Genomic DNA, 19,833 nt, shown 5'->3' with positions numbered 1-19,833 from the left:
AGCGTTAGCCACAATAAACAAAACCTTTGCTAAAATGCATTTCTCCATCCTCTGTTATAAACATCGCTTCTGTATCCGGTGTCTGTTCGATCAGTTCTAATCCTTTTTCTAATCCTAGCGCAAAACATGCCGTACTTAATCCGTCACCGTCCGCCGACTCTTCAGATAAAACAGTTACGGACACGAGTCCGTTTTCATACGGATATCCGGTTGCCGGATCTAATATATGGTGATACAGTTTCCCGTCTTTTTCAAAATATCTTTCATATATGCCTGAGGAAACAACAGACGTACCTGCAATTTCTACGGCTGACACTGTTTCGCTCCGATCGGCAAACGGCTTCTGGATTCCGATTTTAAACGGCTTCCCATCCGGTTTTTCTCCGACACATAACACATTTCCTCCAAGATCGATAACTGCGCTTTTCACACCTTCCGATACAAGATATTCTTTCACTTTATCTGCAATATATCCTTTTGCGACAGCTCCAAGCTCAATTCCCATTCCCTCTTTTTTAAAACGTAGTTTATTTCCTTTAAGCTCCACATCTTCATAGCCTACACATGCCTGCTTTTCCGCGATTGTCTCTGCATCCGGCACGATCTTTTCCCCTGAAGTAAAATCCCATAAAGAAGAAACAGGTTCGATCGTAATATCAAACGCTCCACCGGAAAGTTCACTATAATACAACCCCTTTTCGATCAACGCCGCGCACTCTTCGGATAAAAGATAATATCCGTCTTCCATCGGAAGCGTTCCGTGATTCAACGCATAAATCTCACTTTCAGGAAGCGTACGGCTGAATATCTTTTCATATTTGTCACAAAGCTTTAACGCTTTATCTATAATCTCTTCCGCATCCTTTTCTTCTCTATGTATTCCCTTTTCATTTCTTTTATCTTTGTCATCCGGCTTTTTCTCTTTTTCTTCTAAATCATAAATTGTAACAGTCACAACAGTATTCAATTTAAAATCACTTTTGCTGACGGGTTCGGCAGATTCTTTGTTCCTCACAAAAAATACGATTACAAAAAACAATACGCAAATAAAAACGACTCCGAATAGAATTCCTCTCTTTTTCTTCAATTATTTATCCTCCCGCCCGTTTTTATTTTCCATTTGTTGTTTTTCCTGCTTTTCCTGCAGTTCTTCCAGTTCTTCCATATCAAGCTCGATTTCAGGAAGAAGCTCAAAATAAAAATCCGTATATTTTTCACTTAAGGCGGCAATGCATCTCGTCTGCAGCATCTTAAACTTCCTTACGGAAAGCTCATCCTTGTTCAATTTAATATACGCGCTGATCCATAATTTTCTTCCCGTTCTGACAATGTCATAATAAATATCCACACAATTACTTTCCTGTATGATCGGTTCCACCGTCTGCTTGATCTCTGATACTGTTTCCTCCTCGGGAGAGATCAACAACAGATCCCTGATTCCGGTAAACACCGTTTTAACCGGGATCGGAAGCATGATCATAGACAGCACGATCGTGATAAACGGGTCCAAATACGGAGTTAATTGACCTACTCCTTTAAACGGAAGGAAAACCGGAAGGAAAAATACGGCTGTCATTCCGAGGGAAAGCATACTATCCATCTTCCACCCCTGCATCTCTACTGTAATAAGAGGGGAATTCATCGCTTTGTTTTTCCTCTTCAGATAAAATGTCACTATTATGCCAAGAACACAAGCAAACAGCTCAAACCACGCTACAACTCCAAAATCAACTGTCCGCCCGCCGTGAAATAATATATTGATACTGTTCGTGATCAAACCGACTGTAACAGTGATCATTGTTATTCCTTTTACAACGATAAACACAGTCTCCATCTGCATATGCCCAAACGGATATTTCTCGTTACTCGGCTTATATAAAAGCGGTATTAAAAAGATAGACGGAAGAAGCATAACGAATTCGATTCCGTCATATACACCATCCAGCAAAACAGCCTGTGAACCTGTCACTATCGCCATTACAAGCTCCACTACGACAAACATCAAGTTCGCATACAGCGAAACAGACATTGCCTTTTTCTCTCTTTTTGAACTTTTTTTACCGATTCTCACAAAATCACCTTTATCTTTTTCTTTAGTCTATATCCATACTATATTACATCATATTCTCTCTTCTGTATATCCGGGATTTTATATTTCTTAGCGGAAAGCAAAAAAGACCATGCAGACGCTTCTCCATGATCCTTTTCCCAAATCCTATTCCTGATCTTTTTCTGACCCTGCTGCCTTGTAAAAATTGATTTACTCTACAACCACTGCCGTTCCGCTCACTGTCACCATCAGCATATTTCCGTCAGCCCCGAGAACTTCATAATCAACGTCAACTCCCACAACAGCATTCGCTCCTGCCGATGCCGCCCGCTGAGCCATCTCGTTAAGCGCATTCTGTCTTGCCGTCACAAGTTCTTCCTCGTATCCGCCTGATCTTCCGCCAAAAAAATTCGTGAAAGACGCCGCCAGATCTCTGACAAAATCCACACCTGAGACAACCTCGCCAAAAACAATTCCTCTGTAATCTACAATTCTTCTTCCCTCAATAGAAGGTGTTGTCGTAATAATCATACTTTTCCCCTTTCTTTTTTGTTTTTTCAATTAATAAGCAAATTATTACATATTTTCCATATGAAATCCATATGAATTTTTTCAACTTATTAAAGCGGATTTTTTCATTCTCTATCGGCTCTTCTGAATTCATGATTATATAGAAACCGTAAGCTGTTCAACATCTGCGCCGTTTTTCCATTTTCTATAGCAGATTTCTGTACACTTCCTGTATTCTTCAAAGAGATTCATTGCTGTTTGTTCATCCCCATATACTTTCCAACATCCCGAGCACTTGCTGCTAGCCGCCTTATTTTCTATAAATCCTTTGACATCTTCCGCCGGATATCCTAAAAATAAACCAATCTCATGTGGAAATTCTGAATCCTTCCGCAGTTTTTCAACCAATCTGCAGACACAACGATTTTGGTTTGTGCAGTCATACCCTTTATGTGCTAAAATCGTCTGCACTTTCTCATCAAAAAAATCCTGCTTTAATTTTTCCGGACGATAAACATAAATCAAAGCTCTCCTGCCTGATATGCGTACCGGAAGAATTCGGATTCCTTTTTTTGACAACTTCTGATTAAAATTACTTATTTCTCCGGACATCTTTTTTTTAGAATCACATGGACACGAAAAAAGACTTCCTGTTTTAAGCCCCGATAAAGTGGGCGAGCAATAACTTACAAGCATTTCTTCTGACATAGTCTCTTTGATTTCTCCTTAAACATTTTCCAAAAAGCAAATCGTTTCCTCAAAATAATAATCTTCTTCGCCTTTTAGTTAGTTTTAACTAACTAAACTTTACTCTATTTATGCAATTTTGTCAATCATAATTCTTGATTTCGATTGGCAGCCATAATGGCTTAATTTCGATCACCAATGTATCTGGCTAACCTGAGATTTGGTTCATAGCTGTCACAATAAAACGGCATAGCAAATTGCTACACCGTTTTAATGTGATCATATCAGATCTTATTCTTCACCGTCTTCCTCTTTTCTTTTTTTCTTTATTCCAAGAAGAAGCATCAATCCCGCAGCCAATGCAGCTAAACCTGTATATCCTGTTCCATTGCCAAAATCCCCTGTTTTTGGTGCATTGGAAATCGGCTTTTTATAAGAATTATTAACCACATTGTTCACTACTTTATTTTGAGAAATTTCAGGATCTTGCTTTTGATCCGGTTTGACCGGCTTCGGATCAACCTGCGGAACTGAGTTTGGATCTTTTGGATCAGTACCTTTTTCTTCCTCTTCTATATCCGTAAATCCATCTCCGTCATCGTCTGTATCCGTGATATCCGGCTCTCCGTCTCCGTCCGTATCTCTTTGAACTGTGATCACGAAAGTCTCTCTGGCAGTCGCTCCATCTTTCTCCGCCTTTACTGTCACTGTAATTGCTCTGCTTTCTTCCGATCCGTTCCATGTCACTTTCGGCGTTCCCTGAATCGTTCCGTTCTCAAACATCACTCCTTCCGGCAGACCTTCCACTGTTACATTCGATCCTTCTGTCACCTCCGGAGTTACCGGCGTGATCGCATTTCCTTCTACAACAGTCTGATCTTCTATTTCTCCTATAGTCGGCGCAACAATCGGATCAACCTGCGGAACTGAGTCTGGATCTTTTGGATCAGTACCTTTTTCTTCCTCTTCTATATCCGTAAATCCATCTCCATCATCGTCTGTATCCGTGATATCCGGCTCTCCGTCTCCGTCCGTATCTCTTTGAACTGTGATCACGAAAGTCTCTCTGCCAGTTGCTCCGTCTTTCTCCGCCTTTACTGTCACTGTAATTGCTCTGCTTTCTTCCGATCCGTTCCATGTCACTTTCGGCGTTCCCTGAATCGTTCCGTTCTCAAACATCACTCCTTCCGGCAGACCCTCCACTGTTACATTCGATCCTTCCGTCACCTCCGGAGTTACCGGCGTAATCGCATTTCCTTCTACAACAGTCTGATCTTCTATTTCTCCTATAGTCGGCGCAACAATCGGATCAACCTGCGGAACTGAGTCTGGATCTTTTGGATCAGTACCTTTTTCTTCCTCTTCTATATCCGTAAATCCATCTCCATCATCGTCTGTATCCGTGATATCCGGCTCTCCGTCTCCGTCCGTATCTCTTTGAACTACTACCGATATTGTTACAGGTTTTTTACTACCACTTTCCGCTGTTGCTATTGCATGAAGAACTACTGTCTGTTCTTCATAAGTGTCGGAATTCTTGTCACCCCAATTAAGTTTTGGCGTTCCTGTCAAATTTCCATTTTCATCAATGGAAAGACCTGAATTTAATCCTTCATCATGTACACCTTCTACAGTAAATGTCAGATTTGCTGTAATTACATTTGTATTTTCAGCTACTCTCTGTCCATCAATTTGTTTTGGCGGATTTTTAGTGACAACTAAAAAGTTATCCGTCACCACTACCTGCACTGTCGTATCTTCGCTTGTTCCGTCCGGATATTCTACCGTCACTTCTATCTCGAATGTTCCTTCTGTCATTCCATCCGGCAGGCTTTCCGGATTCTTCACTGTGACTTCCGTATTCTCCGGTACGCTTTCTTCTTTCAGTGCACCTTTGATCTCTTCTTCCGTTGTTGCCTCGCCGTAGTTTTTCTCGATCTGATCGAATTCCGGCGTATACTTCTCTGCATCCGTGCGGTTATCCGTCACCACTACCTGCACTGTCGTATCTTCGCTTGTTCCGTCCGGGTACTCTACCGTCACTTCTATCTCGAATGTTCCTTCTGTCATTCCATCCGGCAGGCTTTCCGGATTCTTCACTGTGACTTCCGTGTTCTCCGGTACGCTTTCTTCTTTCAGTGCACCTTTGATTTCTTCTTCCGTTGTAGCTTCCCCATGATTCTTCTCAATCTGATTGAATTCCGGCGTATACTTCTCTGCATCCGTGCGGTTATCCGTTACCACTACCTGCACTGTCGTATCTTCGCTTGTTCCGTCCGGGTACTCTACCGTCACTTCTATTTCGAATGTTCCCTCTGTCATTCCGTCCGGAAGGTTTTCCGGATTCTTCACTGTGACTTCCGTGTTCTCCGGTACGCTTTCTTCTTTCAGTGCACCTTTGATCTCTTCTTCCGTTGTAGCTTCCCCATGATTCTTCTCAATCTGATTGAATTCCGGCGTATACTTCTCTGCATCTGTGCGGTTGTCCGTTACCACTACCTGCACTGTCGTATCTTCGCTTGTTCCGTCCGGATATTCTACCGTCACTTCTATCTCGAATGTTCCTTCTGTCATTCCATCCGGCAGGCTTTCCGGATTCTTCACTGTGACTTCCGTATTCTCCGGTACGCTTTCTTCCTTCAGCGCACCTTTGATCTCTTCTTCCGTTGTTGCCTCGCCGTAGTTTTTCTCGATCTGATCGAATTCCGGCGTATACTTCTCTGCATCCGTGCGGTTATCCGTCACCACTACCTGCACTGTCGTATCTTCGCTTGTTCCGTCCGGGTACTCTACCGTCACTTCTATTTCGAATGTTCCCTCTGTCATTCCGTCCGGAAGGTTTTCCGGATTCTTCACTGTGACTTCCGTGTTCTCCGGTACGCTTTCTTCCTTCAGCGCACCTTTGATCTCCTCTTCCGTTGTTGCTTCGCCGTAGTTTTTATTAATCTGATCGAATTCCGGAATATACTTCTCATTATCTTTTTGTTCTTTTACTGTAACTGTTACTTGTACTTTATCTTCACTTCCATCCGGATAAGTAACTGTTACATCTACAGGATAATCCCCTGCTGTATTCCCATCCGGAATCTGAGTTGCATTATCAAGTGCTATTTCCAGTTCATCCACTGTATCTTCCGGATATCCCGGCACTGTTACCGCGCCTATAATTTCCTCTTCTGTCGTTGATGTTCCATACTCTTTAATAATCGACGTTGTCTGCGGAGTATATTTATCTGCATCCGCTAAAAACACTTCAATAGGAACAGTTACTTCAAAAGCTTCTTCTCTGTCAGGAACAGTTACTGACACTATCCCAGTCGTATTTCCTGCCTGACTTGTATTCGGAGCAGTTTTCCACCGATATGTTGTTCCTCCCGGCATTTTATTTGAATTTTCTACTCCTTTTTTCGCTAATACCGTATCTTCTGTTAAATCCTTTCCTTTGACAACTCTGAGAGGATCTTTGACTGCTTTTGGCGCTTCTTTTACCTTTGTTTCTGCTTCTTCCGCTTTCTCATACCTTTCATCTGAAGGAATGATCTTAACGGTAAGTTTATCTCCTGCTTTACCTAATACACTTGAATCAGTAACCGTAAATTCAAGTTCTCTATCTATTGTTTTTGGTATGCCGTTTTCCTCTGCATCTACATTATTAATTGTAGCAACGACAACTCCGTTTTTATTGATCAGCTGAGCTTTATTTCCCTTTCCGGCATTTTCATTTAAATGCACAACAGCTTTTACTTTATTATCACCTTCATAAGGAGCTGTAATTTTCGGAACGCCGATATAAGGACTTTGCTCATTATTTGCTTCCTCCTCATCAAGCTTTCCATCACCGTCAATATCCTGAATTCTATAGTAGCCTGTACCGTATGTATTCGTTATCAGAGCATCTTTTGTTTTATCTGTAATCCATGCGCTGAATATAAAATCTTTACCAAACGCTTCTCCTTCTTCTACTCCGGCTTCTCTTCTTAATTCCTCCAAAATTTCATTGATTGGCTTATTAAGCTTATAGACATATCTTATCGTGATCGGTTCGGGTCGTCCTCCATGAACATCTACTATTTGCGTAAACTGATTCTCTGTAATATCACCATAACCATATTTTTTATGACCTGCTGTTCTTATGATCGACAAATCTCGAACTTTGCGATTTGCTTTGTTTTTTAGAGAATAATCCGGATTCACATAATCAGCTGCATCCATGTAATAAAGCTCGATACCTCCAATATATTTTACCAATCTCGGATCGACTCCATACTCAAGAGTCCACGGTTTGTTCTTTGCGCTTATATAAGCAAAGTTAGTATTCTTCGATATCTTATGATCTACGACGATAGCTCCGTTTTGATTAATCGCTCCGCCAGGATTTTTAAACTTATCACTTCTTACATATCTGCCTTCAACAGCCGCATGCTTAAACCATTTTTCATTGCCGCTAGATTCTATCGTTTCGATCTGGATATCCAGACCGTTAATTTTGAAAAATCCTGTAGAAGCAATGCCCGGAACAATAGCTCCTTTATCTTGAACGCTTGTCAAATAAATTCTGTAAAAGAGCCGTTCGTTTGTCAGATTTTCATCTCCGATTTCTTCAAGAATTTTATTCAGCGGTTTATCAAGATAAATAATTCCATTATGCGCAGTCTGAGTATCTGTCGTCTCTCCTCCTGCAAACACTCCGTTTTCAGATCTGATATAATTTACTTCCCATATATTTGTCATTCGCCCTATCGTATCGCTTTTTCTCGTAAGCGCTCTTCTGATCGGTCTTGGATTTGCTTCTGTCAGCCTTTTTGGTTCAACTTCGATTCCTATTACATGTTTTGCGATTCTTTCATCGATTTGAAGATTGATCTTCCAGTTATCTGTTGAAGCGGCAATATTGTGCTTTCCGTAGATTTTAAATTGGATCTGCCGCGCGGAATTGGTTTTACTTAGCTTTTCAGGATCGAATTTTAAATCCTGAAAACTATACTTTGCATTCGGAGCATATCCCAAATTCTCCGAATCTATGTTTCCGGAAGCCGCCCTGATACCTGTCGCTCCGGTAACGGCAACCAACGTCGCTGATCTTTCGATCGCTTCGCCTTTCACCGACTGCATCTGAATGATGCTTACATCTTCCGGAGTTGCTTCAACAGCGCTTACAACTACAGGCGATGCAAAAAAGAGAAGATGGCCCAACATACAGGAAACTATACCTACGCTTAGTTTGCGTATTCCATAATACGGCTTTTTTTCTTCTCCCTTTCGCTTTTTTTCTTCAATAATTTTTCTTAACGTTTCCATAAATCCTCCTATCTGATTCCTTCGATTTCATTTGACTTCATTTTGCATTACCCGCCTGATTAAGAACTATTAAAATATTCTATCCGCCCCCCCCGATTTTCTCAGCATTTCAAATGTCATATGTTTTAACTCCGATTCTATTTGTTCTTGCAATGAAAGATAAAACCGTCTCACCGGGCAGTAATCGGTTGCTTTTAGATTGCAATTTTCCTCTTCATTCAAACACTGATTGATACAAATAGTATCTTCCATGATTTTTATCACATCAAACAAACTGATTGCGTCCGGTCTTTTCTTTAACCGAAAACCGCCCTTTACTCCTCTGATCACCTCCACTAGTCCTTCTTTCGATAATTTTCTTAAAATTGATATAACGTAACCTCTTGAACACCCTATTGCCTCGGAAATCTCTTCAGAAGTAAATATCCTGTTTTCATTGCTTAAAAAGTACACAATCCTTACTACGTAATCTGTTGTTCTGTTTAACTGCATATCCCCCCTCCTTTCCGTGTATATAAAACTGTATAGCTTTTATATTATTTTGCTTTAGAGTTAGCATATATTATTACCCCCCCCCGCTTCAATGTACCGTTTGACCACCTCGTGTACATAACAACATTTTTTTCTTCTTAATTACCAAACACCCGATATTTACAAAAACAAAACAGGCGAAAAGCTGATTTTACTCAAACTTTTCGCCTATTATTACATTTCCTGTCCTATGATATTTGTATCTCTAAACTGCTGTGGTGTCACGCCTGTGTATTTTTTAAAAGTACGATAATAATGAGACAGATCATAGAAACTCAAGCGCCTTGCTATCTCTCCTGCCGGAATTCCCGACCAGATCATCATCTTTGATTCTTCAATCTTTCTTTTATTTACATATTCGTTAATAGGTACGCCTATCTCTTCTTTAAATCTGCTGCGAAGCGCGCTTTCTGATAAATAAAATTGTTTTGCAAGCTCCGTCACCTTGATGTTATCATAGATTTTCAGATTAATATATTGCAGAACACACCGGATGAGGGATGTTCTTGCCTGATTCGATACACCGTGAAGTTCTTCTGTAAAATGAATGATCGCGCTGTCTCTCGTAGCCAAAACTCCTACAAATTCTGTTTGCTCTTCTACCTTTTTGATATAAAAGTTTCTCAGCCTGATTACTGACACGATATCCTTTCCTACCTGAATCGCCAACGATGCCAGCTTTTCCAAAATAATAACAGTATAGTTTTTTTCCGTCTTTAAAGAACTGCTCGTTAAAATCGGTAAAACACTCGTTCCTAATTCTGTAAGACCACTTTTTAATAATTGAATATCTCCCTGACTTACGAGGTTCATGATCTTATTTTCATAATAAAATGTATATCGCTCTACACGGAAAGTGTCATATACCTCTTCTTCAGATGGCTTTTTCTCCAGTTCTAACTTGTTTTTCGCTACTTGCTCGTGCAATCCTTCCGAATAGATATCTTCCAGATCCATATCAAACAAAAACCCTAAAAGGATCAAATAATCTCTGATATCCCCCAACGGATATACCGGAAGCGCTTCATAATATTCCCAACACTCGGTTTCTGACAAATTTTTCTTATTTTCATCATCCATATTATTATAAACATGTGAAAAATCTGCCCTTGTAACATTATTAATTCTAAAAGCGCCTATTACTATTTTTATATCCTTATACCACAGGCACAAAAAAATTTCATTTAATATTCCACTGTAGAACTGCACTGTTTCTTCTGAGATATTCTTTTCTTTGAATCCGTAAGAAATAGGATGCTTATAAATTGATTCATAGCTTTTTAAAACTTTATTTGTTTCTTTTTCCAATATCCATATTGGCATTTTCAACATAACATGTAAAGATTTGATCTTTTTTAAATCCCGCTCATCCAAATTCATACAAAAAGTCACCCTTTCTTATGTAAGCATTCATAAAAAGAACTATTTTTATTGCCTAACAGAATCATAGAAATCCCTAACAGAAACACTCCTGCAATGTACAGAATCCCACGTCCCGTTCCACCTGTTTCAGGTAATATGAATTTCATCTTTTCCGTATTTTTAACAGTGATAGTTCCCGACGAAAGCGCCGCGGCCGACGGATCTTCTGATTCACCGACGCTGCCGTTACTGTAGCTTGTACTATAATCTGCAATCAAAATCTCCTTCACATAATACGTGCAGATTTCTTTTTCTCCATTGCCGTTTATGTCTGCCGCCGGCAGATTTGAGTAAGTTTTTTGCCAACCGTCCTGACTTGTCAATGTTTCTCCCGATTTATATATTTTTTCGGAAGATTCCCCTCCCTAATAAATCAAGTCTTTTTTCCTTTAAAATAAAGGTTTTTTAAAGTTTCTATCTCAGATGAATGAACAAGAATCATGGATGTTTCTCTGTATCTGGTACGAAAATAGCTAGTTTAGGGTATACGAAATAAAACGTCTTTTTTATTCGTTTTAAATGGCCTTGTGTATTCCCTTCCATCTATGGCAACGCACCTCCCGTGTCTACCAGGATCATCACTTCGTGAGTCCTAACTTCCTTCGTTCTGCCTATCCATAATCCGGGTGTCAGCTTAGCTCCTTGTCAGGGTCTTGCCCTATGGAAAATATTCCTGCCAACTACCTGCTCATTCTTTGTTCCTATTATTACTGACTTGCTTCCTGTAACAGCACTTTTCAGTGGACGTTCCCCATTACATTCTGCTTTTGTACCTTTTCGGGTTGGTTACTTCCTGCACTCTATGCTGCAAGCATCTGTGGTCTCTTGATATCTTGCATCATCTTTGCACCGTCATAAGTCACACCTTTAGTCAAAATCGTATAAAAGATTCTTAAGACTTTACACGCAACTGCTATGACTGACTGCATCTTCTTTAGCGGATTTTCTTTTCTAGTTCGATAATACCGGTGTACTTCCTTAAATTCTTCATTCCTTGCAATCAAGGATATGGCTGCTTCATACAGTACATATCTGAGGCGTTTTCTTCCTCTGTAGCTGATGTGACTCTCGCCCTTATGTTTTCCCGAACTACACTCTACAATGGCATATCCAGCTAGTTTTTGCAGTTGCTTTGGATTATCAAAACGTGTGATGTCTCCTACTTCGGCAACAAATCCACTCACTGTTTTCAATCCAACTCCTTTGATTTCCAACAACTTATCTATATGAGGAATCTCTGACAACTTTTCCTCTGTCAGGCTCATCAGGTCTTCCTCTCTATTTTTGTAGATTTCATAATCGTTCAGTAGATTCTTCAATTCAATTCTTGCACTATCAGGTGCTTCCTGGCTTCCAATACTGTGCTCTGCAGCCGTTACCAGGGTCTTTGCCCTCTTCAGTCCAGCCGCTCTCAACTTAGCATCCCGCCAAATCTTATTGATTCCATCTACACCCAGTTTTACGATATCTTGTGGCAAAGGTGCCTCTTTTAATATCATAAGACCACTCACAGAATCCGGATTTCTATAAACGTCTTTGATTTCCGGAAAATAGATGCTAAACCATCTTGCGATACGGTTCTTGATCCTTGTAATTTCTTCCTGGGTTTGTAATCTGAGATTTGAAAGACTCCGAATCTCAGCATAAATACCAGTTGGTATATATGGATATGAAAATCTCCCTTCATTTACCAGCGCCGCAATTGTCTTTGGATCCTTACGGTCATTTTTGTTTGGATTATTGTCATCCAGTTCTTTTGACTTCTTTACATGATGTGGATTTACATGAACCGGTTTCATGCCGTTGTCCTGCAGGTATGCTCCAAGGTTGAACCAATAGTGTCCTGTTGGTTCCATTCCCGGAATCACAACGTTTTTACCGTATTTTTCTGCAAAATCCGCCATCCATGCTTTTAAAGTCATAAATCCAGCTTCTGTATTACTGAATTCCAACGGTTTCTTTGAATACTCGTAATTACGCCAATCGAATGCTCTTGCAAAGTGCGTTTCACTTCCCACATCAATCCCAACAATTAATGTCTTTTCCGTAATAGATTTAATTTTTGCGTTCTGTGTGTTATACTTCATTTTAGATACCTCTCTGTTCAATAAGATTGTTACTAACCGTGCAAAGTCAGTAATCTTATTCTACACTGAGGTATTTTTTTCTCAACCTTCTTTCTTGGAATTCCTTATATTTGAATTATACAGGAAGCTCCTTTATATTTTCAAAAAATGTATTGTTTTCTCTTAAAGTTACCGCCTCCTTTCAAGTCAGTTTTTACTGTTAATATCTCTTTCCGCAAACTCTGCATACTAATATATCACTTGCATTCTCCGCATACTTTCGGACAATCTTCTTTCCTGTAATATCCGATACCTGTTTCTTGACACTGTTCTCCTGCCAAAAGTCCGCTCTTTTTGCAGTATACTTCTTCTTTCACACCGGTTGGAATCGAATATTGCTCCGATGCATCTGCCCCGATTTTTTCAAAGACCCCTTTGCATATCCGAGCGGCGTCTGCAGTTTCAGCGTCCATATCTTTATCAGATTTATACCATACCGCACATACATTTCCCGGAATCATTCCGACAAACCAATGGTCTCCATACTCGCTCGTTCCTGTTTTCCCACACACGTCAAGTCCTGTCACCTGTGCTGATATACCTGTTCCGTCTGTCACGACTTCCCGAAGCATCCGGTTCATAATATTATAAGCCGTATCTTCACTGAACACTTCCGATTCTTTCTGCTGCGGCGTCCAATAGGTCTCTCCTGATTTTTCTATTTCTTTCACAGCACAAAGAGGCGTATCTTTTCCTTCATTTATAAATACCTGATATGCGTCCGCCATTTTGGAAACCGTCACGCCGTTCTCCAGATATCCAAGCGCTATGTTGCTTAAAATTCTGTCTTCTCCTTCCGCCAGATATCCACTCGCTATATTGCTTAAGGTTCGGTCTTCTCCTTCCTCCTCTAAAATCTTTTTCTCATTATCCACATCATAACCGAGCGTATCTTCCAAAAAACGAACCGACTTCTCAACACCGTAATCTTTCAGTACTTTCACGGCTACTGCATTATTTGACTCTTTCAGTGCATCTGCAGCCGTCACATTTTTCCCTGTAAACGGCACGACATTTTCCGGCCATTCTCTGGCAATCCCGTTGTCTCCTGCCACAACTCCATAAGCGCTATCTTCGTACAACGATGACCAACATATCGTTCCGTCCTCAATCGCCGGGCCATATACACTAAGCGGTTTCATCGTCGATCCTGCAAACGCCGGCTTTGTCACATTGTTATAGTTGTCGTTTCCTTTTGTATCACTGTAACACGCCGTCAGATGCCCTTCTTTATCAGTAACCGCCGCTCCGAACCGCTCACATGCCATTCCTTCACCGTCATTATAAGAGCCGATCACCGCATCCAAAGTTTCCCGGTCGAGCCATGTTTTCACTGTTATTTCTCTGTCTGCCAGTATTTTTGCCGCAGTTTTTTCATTCACACCTTCGCGCTCTTGAATCATTTTGACCGCTTCCTGCGAAACGATATCCGCATAAGACTGATATTTGTCTTCACACTCATAACTGATCTTTCCGTCCTGCAATATAAGTTTTGCAATCTCATTTCCGGCCTGATCAAGCACGACCGCTCCACTTTTTTTGCTAAGCATCATCCCCGCCGCCGCAAGGACTCCACATGCTCCGACAGCCAATGCGACCCCGACAATTCTCTTTTTATTCATCCATCCGCCTCCTCATGTCCTCAATGATCTCAAGATTCTCATGAGACAATGTCACTTGCGGACGATCTACGATCTTCCAGCCCAGCGCGCTCGTATTTTCTTTTACCTGCTCCAGCATCTTCGGGATTTCTTCTGCCTTTTCCACGCAAAATCTTACCCCGTCTTTATCGCCCATCTGGTGATACAGGTCATTGCAGTATACTAAAACTTCAAGATAATTCTCGTATTCTTCATACTGATACGGCGCAAGTTCAATCGCCTTTAATTTATATTCCGTAAACTGTTCTACGTCCCCATCCGCAAAAGCCGCCTGTGCCAATGCACTATATGGAAGAGACACAGACTGATTATCCACGATCACTTTTTCCGCAATCGCTTTCATTTCCTCTGCCTTATCCGCTTTCGTAAGAAGAGCCAGCTGCGCCATTGTATTTCCACTGTAAACTTTTTCAGCCGCTTTATAATTTCCCGACGTATAGCAAACGTCCGAAACCCCGCACATAATCGAAAGCGCCGCTGCCGCCGCCCCGGTCAGACCTACAACCGTTCCGGTTAAAACAGGCACTTTCTGCGTCTTAATATTCCGCATGTCAAGAAACAGGATCAGCACAAATCCCATCGCCAGAAACTGAAAGTCATAATCGAACAAGCTATGTAAGATCATAATGCTAAGAACGATCCTGTTCCGGCTTTGCGTCCTCTTCGTAAATACAGAACGTAAAACCGCCGCGCCCATAAATACCGCCGGGATCACGCCTGCATCAAGCAAGATCTGAATCAATTCATTATGTGCATTTACAACTGTATACACACCAGTCTGTACTGACTGCTGTATAAAGTAATAACCATAATATCCGAGTCCGAAAGGATGTTTTAATATAAGCGGGAGCGCATCCTGCACATACAAAATTCTTCCGAGAAACGTACTTGCTCCGAAGGAAATATTTGTAAATCGCTCAAGAATACCTGCGCTTCCTGCTGCAACAGCCAATATCACCGCCACAACGGCGCCTGCCGCCAACACTGAAATAATAACTTTTTTCCCCGAGGACTTTGCCGCAAACACCCATATAACGGCAACAGCAGTTAATACGAATACCGTACGGCTTCCGCTCATAATAATTCCAAATACAGCGGCAACACCATACACGATATCGAGCCAGTCAATTTTTTTGTAATCAAATCTCCACATTACAAGAATCAGACAGATTAGCATAAACAATGCATATGTATTCGGATATTGAAAAAATCCCGACAACCTGCCTGCAACCGATACCCATTGTTCAAAAACTTCAAACTGCATCATAACAAATGAAAAAGCAGTCATAAGACATCCAAGCATCGGAAGAGACGCGATCATTTTCTCTCTTTCGTCCGTCAGACCCGATACAAGTACGTAGAACAATAACAACGGAAGGAACTTCACGACTCCCATAAGAGCCATTCCCGAATCCACCGCCCATAAACAAGACAGAAGATATCCGAACACAAGCACGGCAAAGGCAGCCATATTCAGATCCCACGCTGCTGTGATACGCTTCTTCACATACATTCTGTAAAACAAAACTCCGGTCAGTACGATTCCGGTTACCGCAGACACCGATACATAATACCCGCCGCCCAATATTCCGACTATCACTATACACGTCATTAAAATCAGCATTTTTATCCCGCCCCCGCTCTCGCAGCTTTTACTTGCTTTTATTTGTTTATCGCTATTTTCTGATTTTATTTTTATCACTGTTTTCTGACTTGTTTTTACTTTTGTTTGTTTCCGTTTTTCTTCTTTATCAAGTAAACAACGACGCCTGATAAAATCATAACTCCGAAAAATGCAGCCAGCGCTTTAAAATCTTCAGCTGATAATTTTTTCGATTTCTTATCTTTATCCGCCTTATCAGCATCTTTTTTCCCGCTGTCACCTTTCCCTTTCTCACCTGATTCGGACGAATCTTTTTTATCATCGCTTGATTCCTTTTCAGATTTTGACTTGTCTTTATCCTTATCTGATTTTTTGTCCGATTTATCGTCCGACTTCGATCTGTCTGATTTGTTCTGATCTGTTGAAACTACGGCAAGATCTCCCACAACTTTCTCCTGAAATTCTTTATCCACACCGGAAACTTCTCCTGTAATCGGGTTACTGGACTCCGTATTGTCTACCACTTCATCCGGCTTCATTCCGATTGGGAGCTTCTCCGTACAGTCTTTTTTTAATTTAAACTTCAAATCAACGATAGATCCTTCATTTTTCACTGTATCCGGAACTACATACACAACGATTATTTCTGATGATTCTTCAATATGGTTATAATCAAATATTCCGCCTCCGGCTTTTTCAATCAAATCTCCTGCCTCCAGCGACTGAAATTCCAGAACTTCTTTGTCATAATAAATAGAGATCTGAAAGCCGCCGACTTCCTGGCCTGTATTAAACTCTACCGGAACTGTTACGACGTCTCCCGCTTTTCCTTTTTGATTATCTACATGAAACTCCGTATATACATCTTCCGCCTGAACATTCATTCCGAAAAGACAGACCATGCATAAAATTAAAATAAACTGTTTTATTCTTTTTCCTCTCATCAACCTCTATTCTCCTTACGCTCTTTCCCTTTTATAACATATATTTTTTGCACCTTTTCGGAGCTTTTTGGTATCAAAAGAAATACAATATCATCTACTGTTTTTCTTTCTTCTGATACCAAAAAGCTCCCTGTCGGTCAGTCGCCAACAAGGAGCTTTCTTTTAACTTTTATCTATGCGTTCTTTTTTTGAAAATTACTACGCCTACAATCGCTGCTATGGATAAAAGCATTGCTACTACGAAACCTGAGATGTGGTTGCTATCTCCGGTCTTTACTGCACCGCCGTCAGCCGGTTTCTCATTCTTATTGTTTGTACCGTTTGCTTTTGCTGTTACTTTCAAAGCGTACTCAGCCGTCTTATCTCCAACTTTCGCTGTGATCTTTACATTTCCGGCTTTTACAGCTTTAACAACACCATTTGCATCTACTGTTGCTACTTTTGTATCAGAGCTGCTCCATACAACTGTTTTGTCATCTGTTGTATTTGTCGGATTGAATACTACGTTAAGTTTTGTTGTCTTTCCTTCTTCAAGAGAAGTTACATCACCTTTGATTTCAATCGACTCAAGCGGAATTTCTTCTACTGTTATATCATAAGTAAGTGTTTTCTCAAAGTCTGTGTTTGTTGTTTTTACTGTAATAGTAATCGTCGCTTTGCCGTTTTTCAAAGCTGTTACCATACCATTTTTATCTACAGAAACAACTTTTTCATCAGATGATGCAAATGTATATATTACATTATCTGTTGTATCGATCGGATTCAGTCCGATTTTAATTTGATGTTTCTCACCTTTGAAAAGTTCAGACGGATTCTTCATCTCATCAAGCTTAACATCTGTCAGGTGAATTTCTTTTACTGTCACTGTACAAGAAGCTGTATGTTTTCCATCGGCTGTTGTTGCTGTGATTGTAGCTGTGCCTTCTTTCAGTGCTTTTACTGTTCCGTTTGCATCAACTGCAGCTATATCCGCCGCGCTGCTTGTCCATTTTACTTCACGGCTATCTTCTGTATTGCTCGGAATAAACGATACTTCAAGTTTCTCTGTTTTACCTTTCAGAAGATCTGTAATTTCTGTTTTATTCAGCGCAATACTTTCTGTATGGATCGGAACTTTTACTTCACATACTGCTGTGATCTTATTGTTTGCTTTTGCTGTTGCGATAACTTTTGTTTTTCCGCCTGCAACTGCTGTAACAACACCATTTTCATCAACTGTTGCTACGCTCTCATTTTCGCTCTTCCATGTAACAGCTTTTTCATCTGTTGTATCTGCCGGAAGATATGTTACATTCAGGTTTGCTTTCTGACCTTTTTCAACTGTCACCTTGTCCGGTGTCACTTTGATGCCTGTCAATTTTGCATTAACCGTAACTGTACATTCAGCTTTATGTGTACCTACTGTTGCCGTAATCTTTGTTGTGCCTGTTGCTTTCGCTGTAACGACACCATTTTTTACTGTTGCGATCTTTTCATCGGCGCTTGACCATGTAACTGTCTTATCATCTGTTGTATCTGCCGGTGTATAAATCACTTTAAGAGCTTCACTGCTCTGACCTTTGGAAAGTTCCAAAGCTGTTTTATCAAGTGAAATTCCTGTCAGTTTCTTCTCCTGTACTGTAAGTGCACAAGTTGCTGTAAGTTTTCCGACCTTTGCAGTAATTGTTGCGCTGCCGTCTTTTAATGCTGTCACTTTACCGTTTGCATCAACTGTCGCTACGCTCTTATCGCTGCTCTCCCATGTTACTGCTTTGTTATCTGTCGTATCTGCCGGATCATATTTCACTGACAATGTCTTTGAAGTACCTTTTTTCAATGTAAGAGTTGCCGGATCTACAGTAATTTTTTTCAACGGATTGTTTACTGTGATCTTTACACTGTCGCTCTTGCCTGCTGCTGTCGCTGTAATTGTTGCGTTTCCAACTCCGACAGCCTCAACTTTACCTTTTGAATCAACTGTCACAACATCTTTATTAGAACTCTTCCATGTAATTGTCTGACCTTCCAACGCTTCTGCAGGTGTTCCTGTCACTGTAAGTGTCTCGGAAGTACCTTTCGTCATTGTAAAGTCTTCTTTGTTGATCTTAAGAGAAGAAAGTTCGATTGCAACCGGGATTTCTCCGTTTTCAATCTTATTACCATTTTTATCTAATGTTGTTAATGGAACATCTTTGCCGTCGATATCAGTTCTGTCATTATCATTTGTTCCTGTCTGAATTCCTACACAATTAAAGCCCATAAGACCTGAGCCTTTTGCATTCTCATTAACTGTTACATCAAACGTAAAAAGTAATACATCTTTATTTACCGGATTACCTTCCTTCATTTCAAGCAGTACTGAAAATCCACCTGCTGTATATACGTCTTCCTCATCTACAATAAACATAAGATTCTTTTTGAGAACATTATTTGGATCTTGCTCCAAACTGTCCTTCACATATGTATATACCTTTGTGTCAAAATCAAATCCGCCGACAACCTGCATCACGTTTCCATTTGGCTTAAGCCAACATTCAACATGAACCTTATCACCGGGTTTCATGTTTGTGACATCCGTCTTAGTTATAATTGACGGTACATCGTTCGCAGCCTGTACATCCATCTGCGGAACTGCCACAAATCCCGTGATGACCATGACCAGAGCCAAGACTAAAGCTGCGATCTTGTTTAGCTTCTTTTTCATCCCTTTTTCTCCTCTCCTATATTTTGATGATGTGACTAGTATTCCTAGTAAATCCACTTAAACATAATTATTATAGGACTTTATTTTTATTTTTGCAACGCCTATAAATGAATATTTACCTCTGCTTCTTGTAGGATTACAATACATGTGTTACAACTGAATAATTAAAAAGCGGAAATACCTTTTCTGTGTTATGCTTTAAGCTACCAAACCTAAACATTTAAGAAAGGAAGTATTCCCGCATGGCAAGTATAACACAAGATATGAGGTATCGTCTATCCCTGATCCGTTTCGCCGAAAAATATGGTGTCTCAAAAA

The 19,833-nt window shown here is 40.5% G+C and carries 13 protein-coding genes; all 13 read right to left on the bottom strand.

The window, feature by feature from the left end:
* Nucleotides 1-4 precede the first annotated feature (4 nt).
* Nucleotides 5-1,087: an FAD:protein FMN transferase gene (locus RUMTOR_RS08520; protein WP_009243416.1), complete on the bottom strand. Its 1,083-nt coding sequence runs from the start codon at nt 1,085-1,087 to the stop codon at nt 5-7.
* Nucleotides 1,088-2,071, bottom strand: a complete 984-nt coding sequence (locus tag RUMTOR_RS08515; protein WP_009243417.1) for a cation diffusion facilitator family transporter — start codon at nt 2,069-2,071, stop codon at nt 1,088-1,090.
* 189 nt (nt 2,072-2,260) lie between these two features.
* Entirely contained in the window at nt 2,261-2,581 is a 321-nt protein-coding gene (locus RUMTOR_RS08510; RefSeq protein ID WP_004847043.1) for a putative heavy metal-binding protein, read from the bottom strand.
* 135 nt (nt 2,582-2,716) lie between these two features.
* Nucleotides 2,717-3,268: a DUF3793 family protein gene (locus tag RUMTOR_RS08505; RefSeq protein WP_009243418.1), complete on the bottom strand. Its 552-nt coding sequence runs from the start codon at nt 3,266-3,268 to the stop codon at nt 2,717-2,719.
* Nucleotides 3,269-3,538: 270 nt separating this feature from the next.
* On the bottom strand, nt 3,539-8,545 hold the full coding sequence (locus tag RUMTOR_RS08500) for a Rib/alpha-like domain-containing protein (RefSeq protein ID WP_004847040.1): 5,007 nt from the start codon (nt 8,543-8,545) through the stop codon (nt 3,539-3,541).
* A 69-nt stretch (nt 8,546-8,614) separates the two neighbouring features.
* Nucleotides 8,615-9,037 (bottom strand): RrF2 family transcriptional regulator, encoded by a 423-nt coding sequence (locus RUMTOR_RS08495; protein ID WP_004847039.1) that lies wholly within the window; start codon nt 9,035-9,037, stop codon nt 8,615-8,617.
* 213 nt (nt 9,038-9,250) lie between these two features.
* A complete protein-coding gene (locus RUMTOR_RS08490) occupies nt 9,251-10,456 on the bottom strand; it encodes a YSIRK-targeted surface antigen transcriptional regulator (RefSeq protein ID WP_004847038.1) in 1,206 nt (401 codons plus the stop codon).
* An 8-nt stretch (nt 10,457-10,464) separates the two neighbouring features.
* Entirely contained in the window at nt 10,465-10,821 is a 357-nt protein-coding gene (locus RUMTOR_RS08485; protein ID WP_004847037.1) for an LPXTG cell wall anchor domain-containing protein, read from the bottom strand.
* 477 nt (nt 10,822-11,298) lie between these two features.
* On the bottom strand, nt 11,299-12,585 hold the full coding sequence (locus RUMTOR_RS08480; protein WP_004846577.1) for an IS110 family RNA-guided transposase: 1,287 nt from the start codon (nt 12,583-12,585) through the stop codon (nt 11,299-11,301).
* Nucleotides 12,586-12,821: 236 nt separating this feature from the next.
* Nucleotides 12,822-14,246, bottom strand: a complete 1,425-nt coding sequence (locus RUMTOR_RS08475; protein ID WP_004847036.1) for a penicillin-binding transpeptidase domain-containing protein — start codon at nt 14,244-14,246, stop codon at nt 12,822-12,824.
* Nucleotides 14,239-15,909: an O-antigen ligase family protein gene (locus RUMTOR_RS08470; protein ID WP_004847035.1), complete on the bottom strand. Its 1,671-nt coding sequence runs from the start codon at nt 15,907-15,909 to the stop codon at nt 14,239-14,241. The genes RUMTOR_RS08475 and RUMTOR_RS08470 overlap by 8 nt, the downstream gene beginning before the upstream one ends.
* A 95-nt stretch (nt 15,910-16,004) precedes the next feature.
* Nucleotides 16,005-16,832, bottom strand: a complete 828-nt coding sequence (locus RUMTOR_RS08465; RefSeq protein ID WP_004847034.1) for a cohesin domain-containing protein — start codon at nt 16,830-16,832, stop codon at nt 16,005-16,007.
* A 169-nt stretch (nt 16,833-17,001) separates the two neighbouring features.
* Nucleotides 17,002-19,515, bottom strand: a complete 2,514-nt coding sequence (locus RUMTOR_RS08460; RefSeq protein WP_004847032.1) for an Ig-like domain-containing protein — start codon at nt 19,513-19,515, stop codon at nt 17,002-17,004.
* Nucleotides 19,516-19,833 lie beyond the last annotated feature (318 nt).

Origin of the sequence: [Ruminococcus] torques ATCC 27756, assembly GCF_000153925.1 — a bacterium.
Taxonomy (GTDB): domain Bacteria; phylum Bacillota; class Clostridia; order Lachnospirales; family Lachnospiraceae; genus Mediterraneibacter; species Mediterraneibacter torques.
Note: the sequence above shows the minus strand (reverse complement) of the source record. Positions and strands in the feature narration are given on the sequence as shown.

Coding starts and splice junctions, on each gene's coding strand:
- RUMTOR_RS08460 (WP_004847032.1), bottom strand. CDS start 19,515: ATGAAAAAGAAGCTAAACAAGATCGCAGCTTTAGTCTTGGCTCTGGTC.
- RUMTOR_RS08490 (WP_004847038.1), bottom strand. CDS start 10,456: ATGAATTTGGATGAGCGGGATTTAAAAAAGATCAAATCTTTACATGTT.
- RUMTOR_RS08480 (WP_004846577.1), bottom strand. CDS start 12,585: ATGAAGTATAACACACAGAACGCAAAAATTAAATCTATTACGGAAAAG.
- RUMTOR_RS08470 (WP_004847035.1), bottom strand. CDS start 15,909: ATGCTGATTTTAATGACGTGTATAGTGATAGTCGGAATATTGGGCGGC.
- RUMTOR_RS08505 (WP_009243418.1), bottom strand. CDS start 3,268: ATGTCAGAAGAAATGCTTGTAAGTTATTGCTCGCCCACTTTATCGGGG.
- RUMTOR_RS08475 (WP_004847036.1), bottom strand. CDS start 14,246: ATGAATAAAAAGAGAATTGTCGGGGTCGCATTGGCTGTCGGAGCATGT.
- RUMTOR_RS08465 (WP_004847034.1), bottom strand. CDS start 16,832: ATGAGAGGAAAAAGAATAAAACAGTTTATTTTAATTTTATGCATGGTC.
- RUMTOR_RS08495 (WP_004847039.1), bottom strand. CDS start 9,037: ATGCAGTTAAACAGAACAACAGATTACGTAGTAAGGATTGTGTACTTT.
- RUMTOR_RS08510 (WP_004847043.1), bottom strand. CDS start 2,581: ATGATTATTACGACAACACCTTCTATTGAGGGAAGAAGAATTGTAGAT.
- RUMTOR_RS08500 (WP_004847040.1), bottom strand. CDS start 8,545: ATGGAAACGTTAAGAAAAATTATTGAAGAAAAAAAGCGAAAGGGAGAA.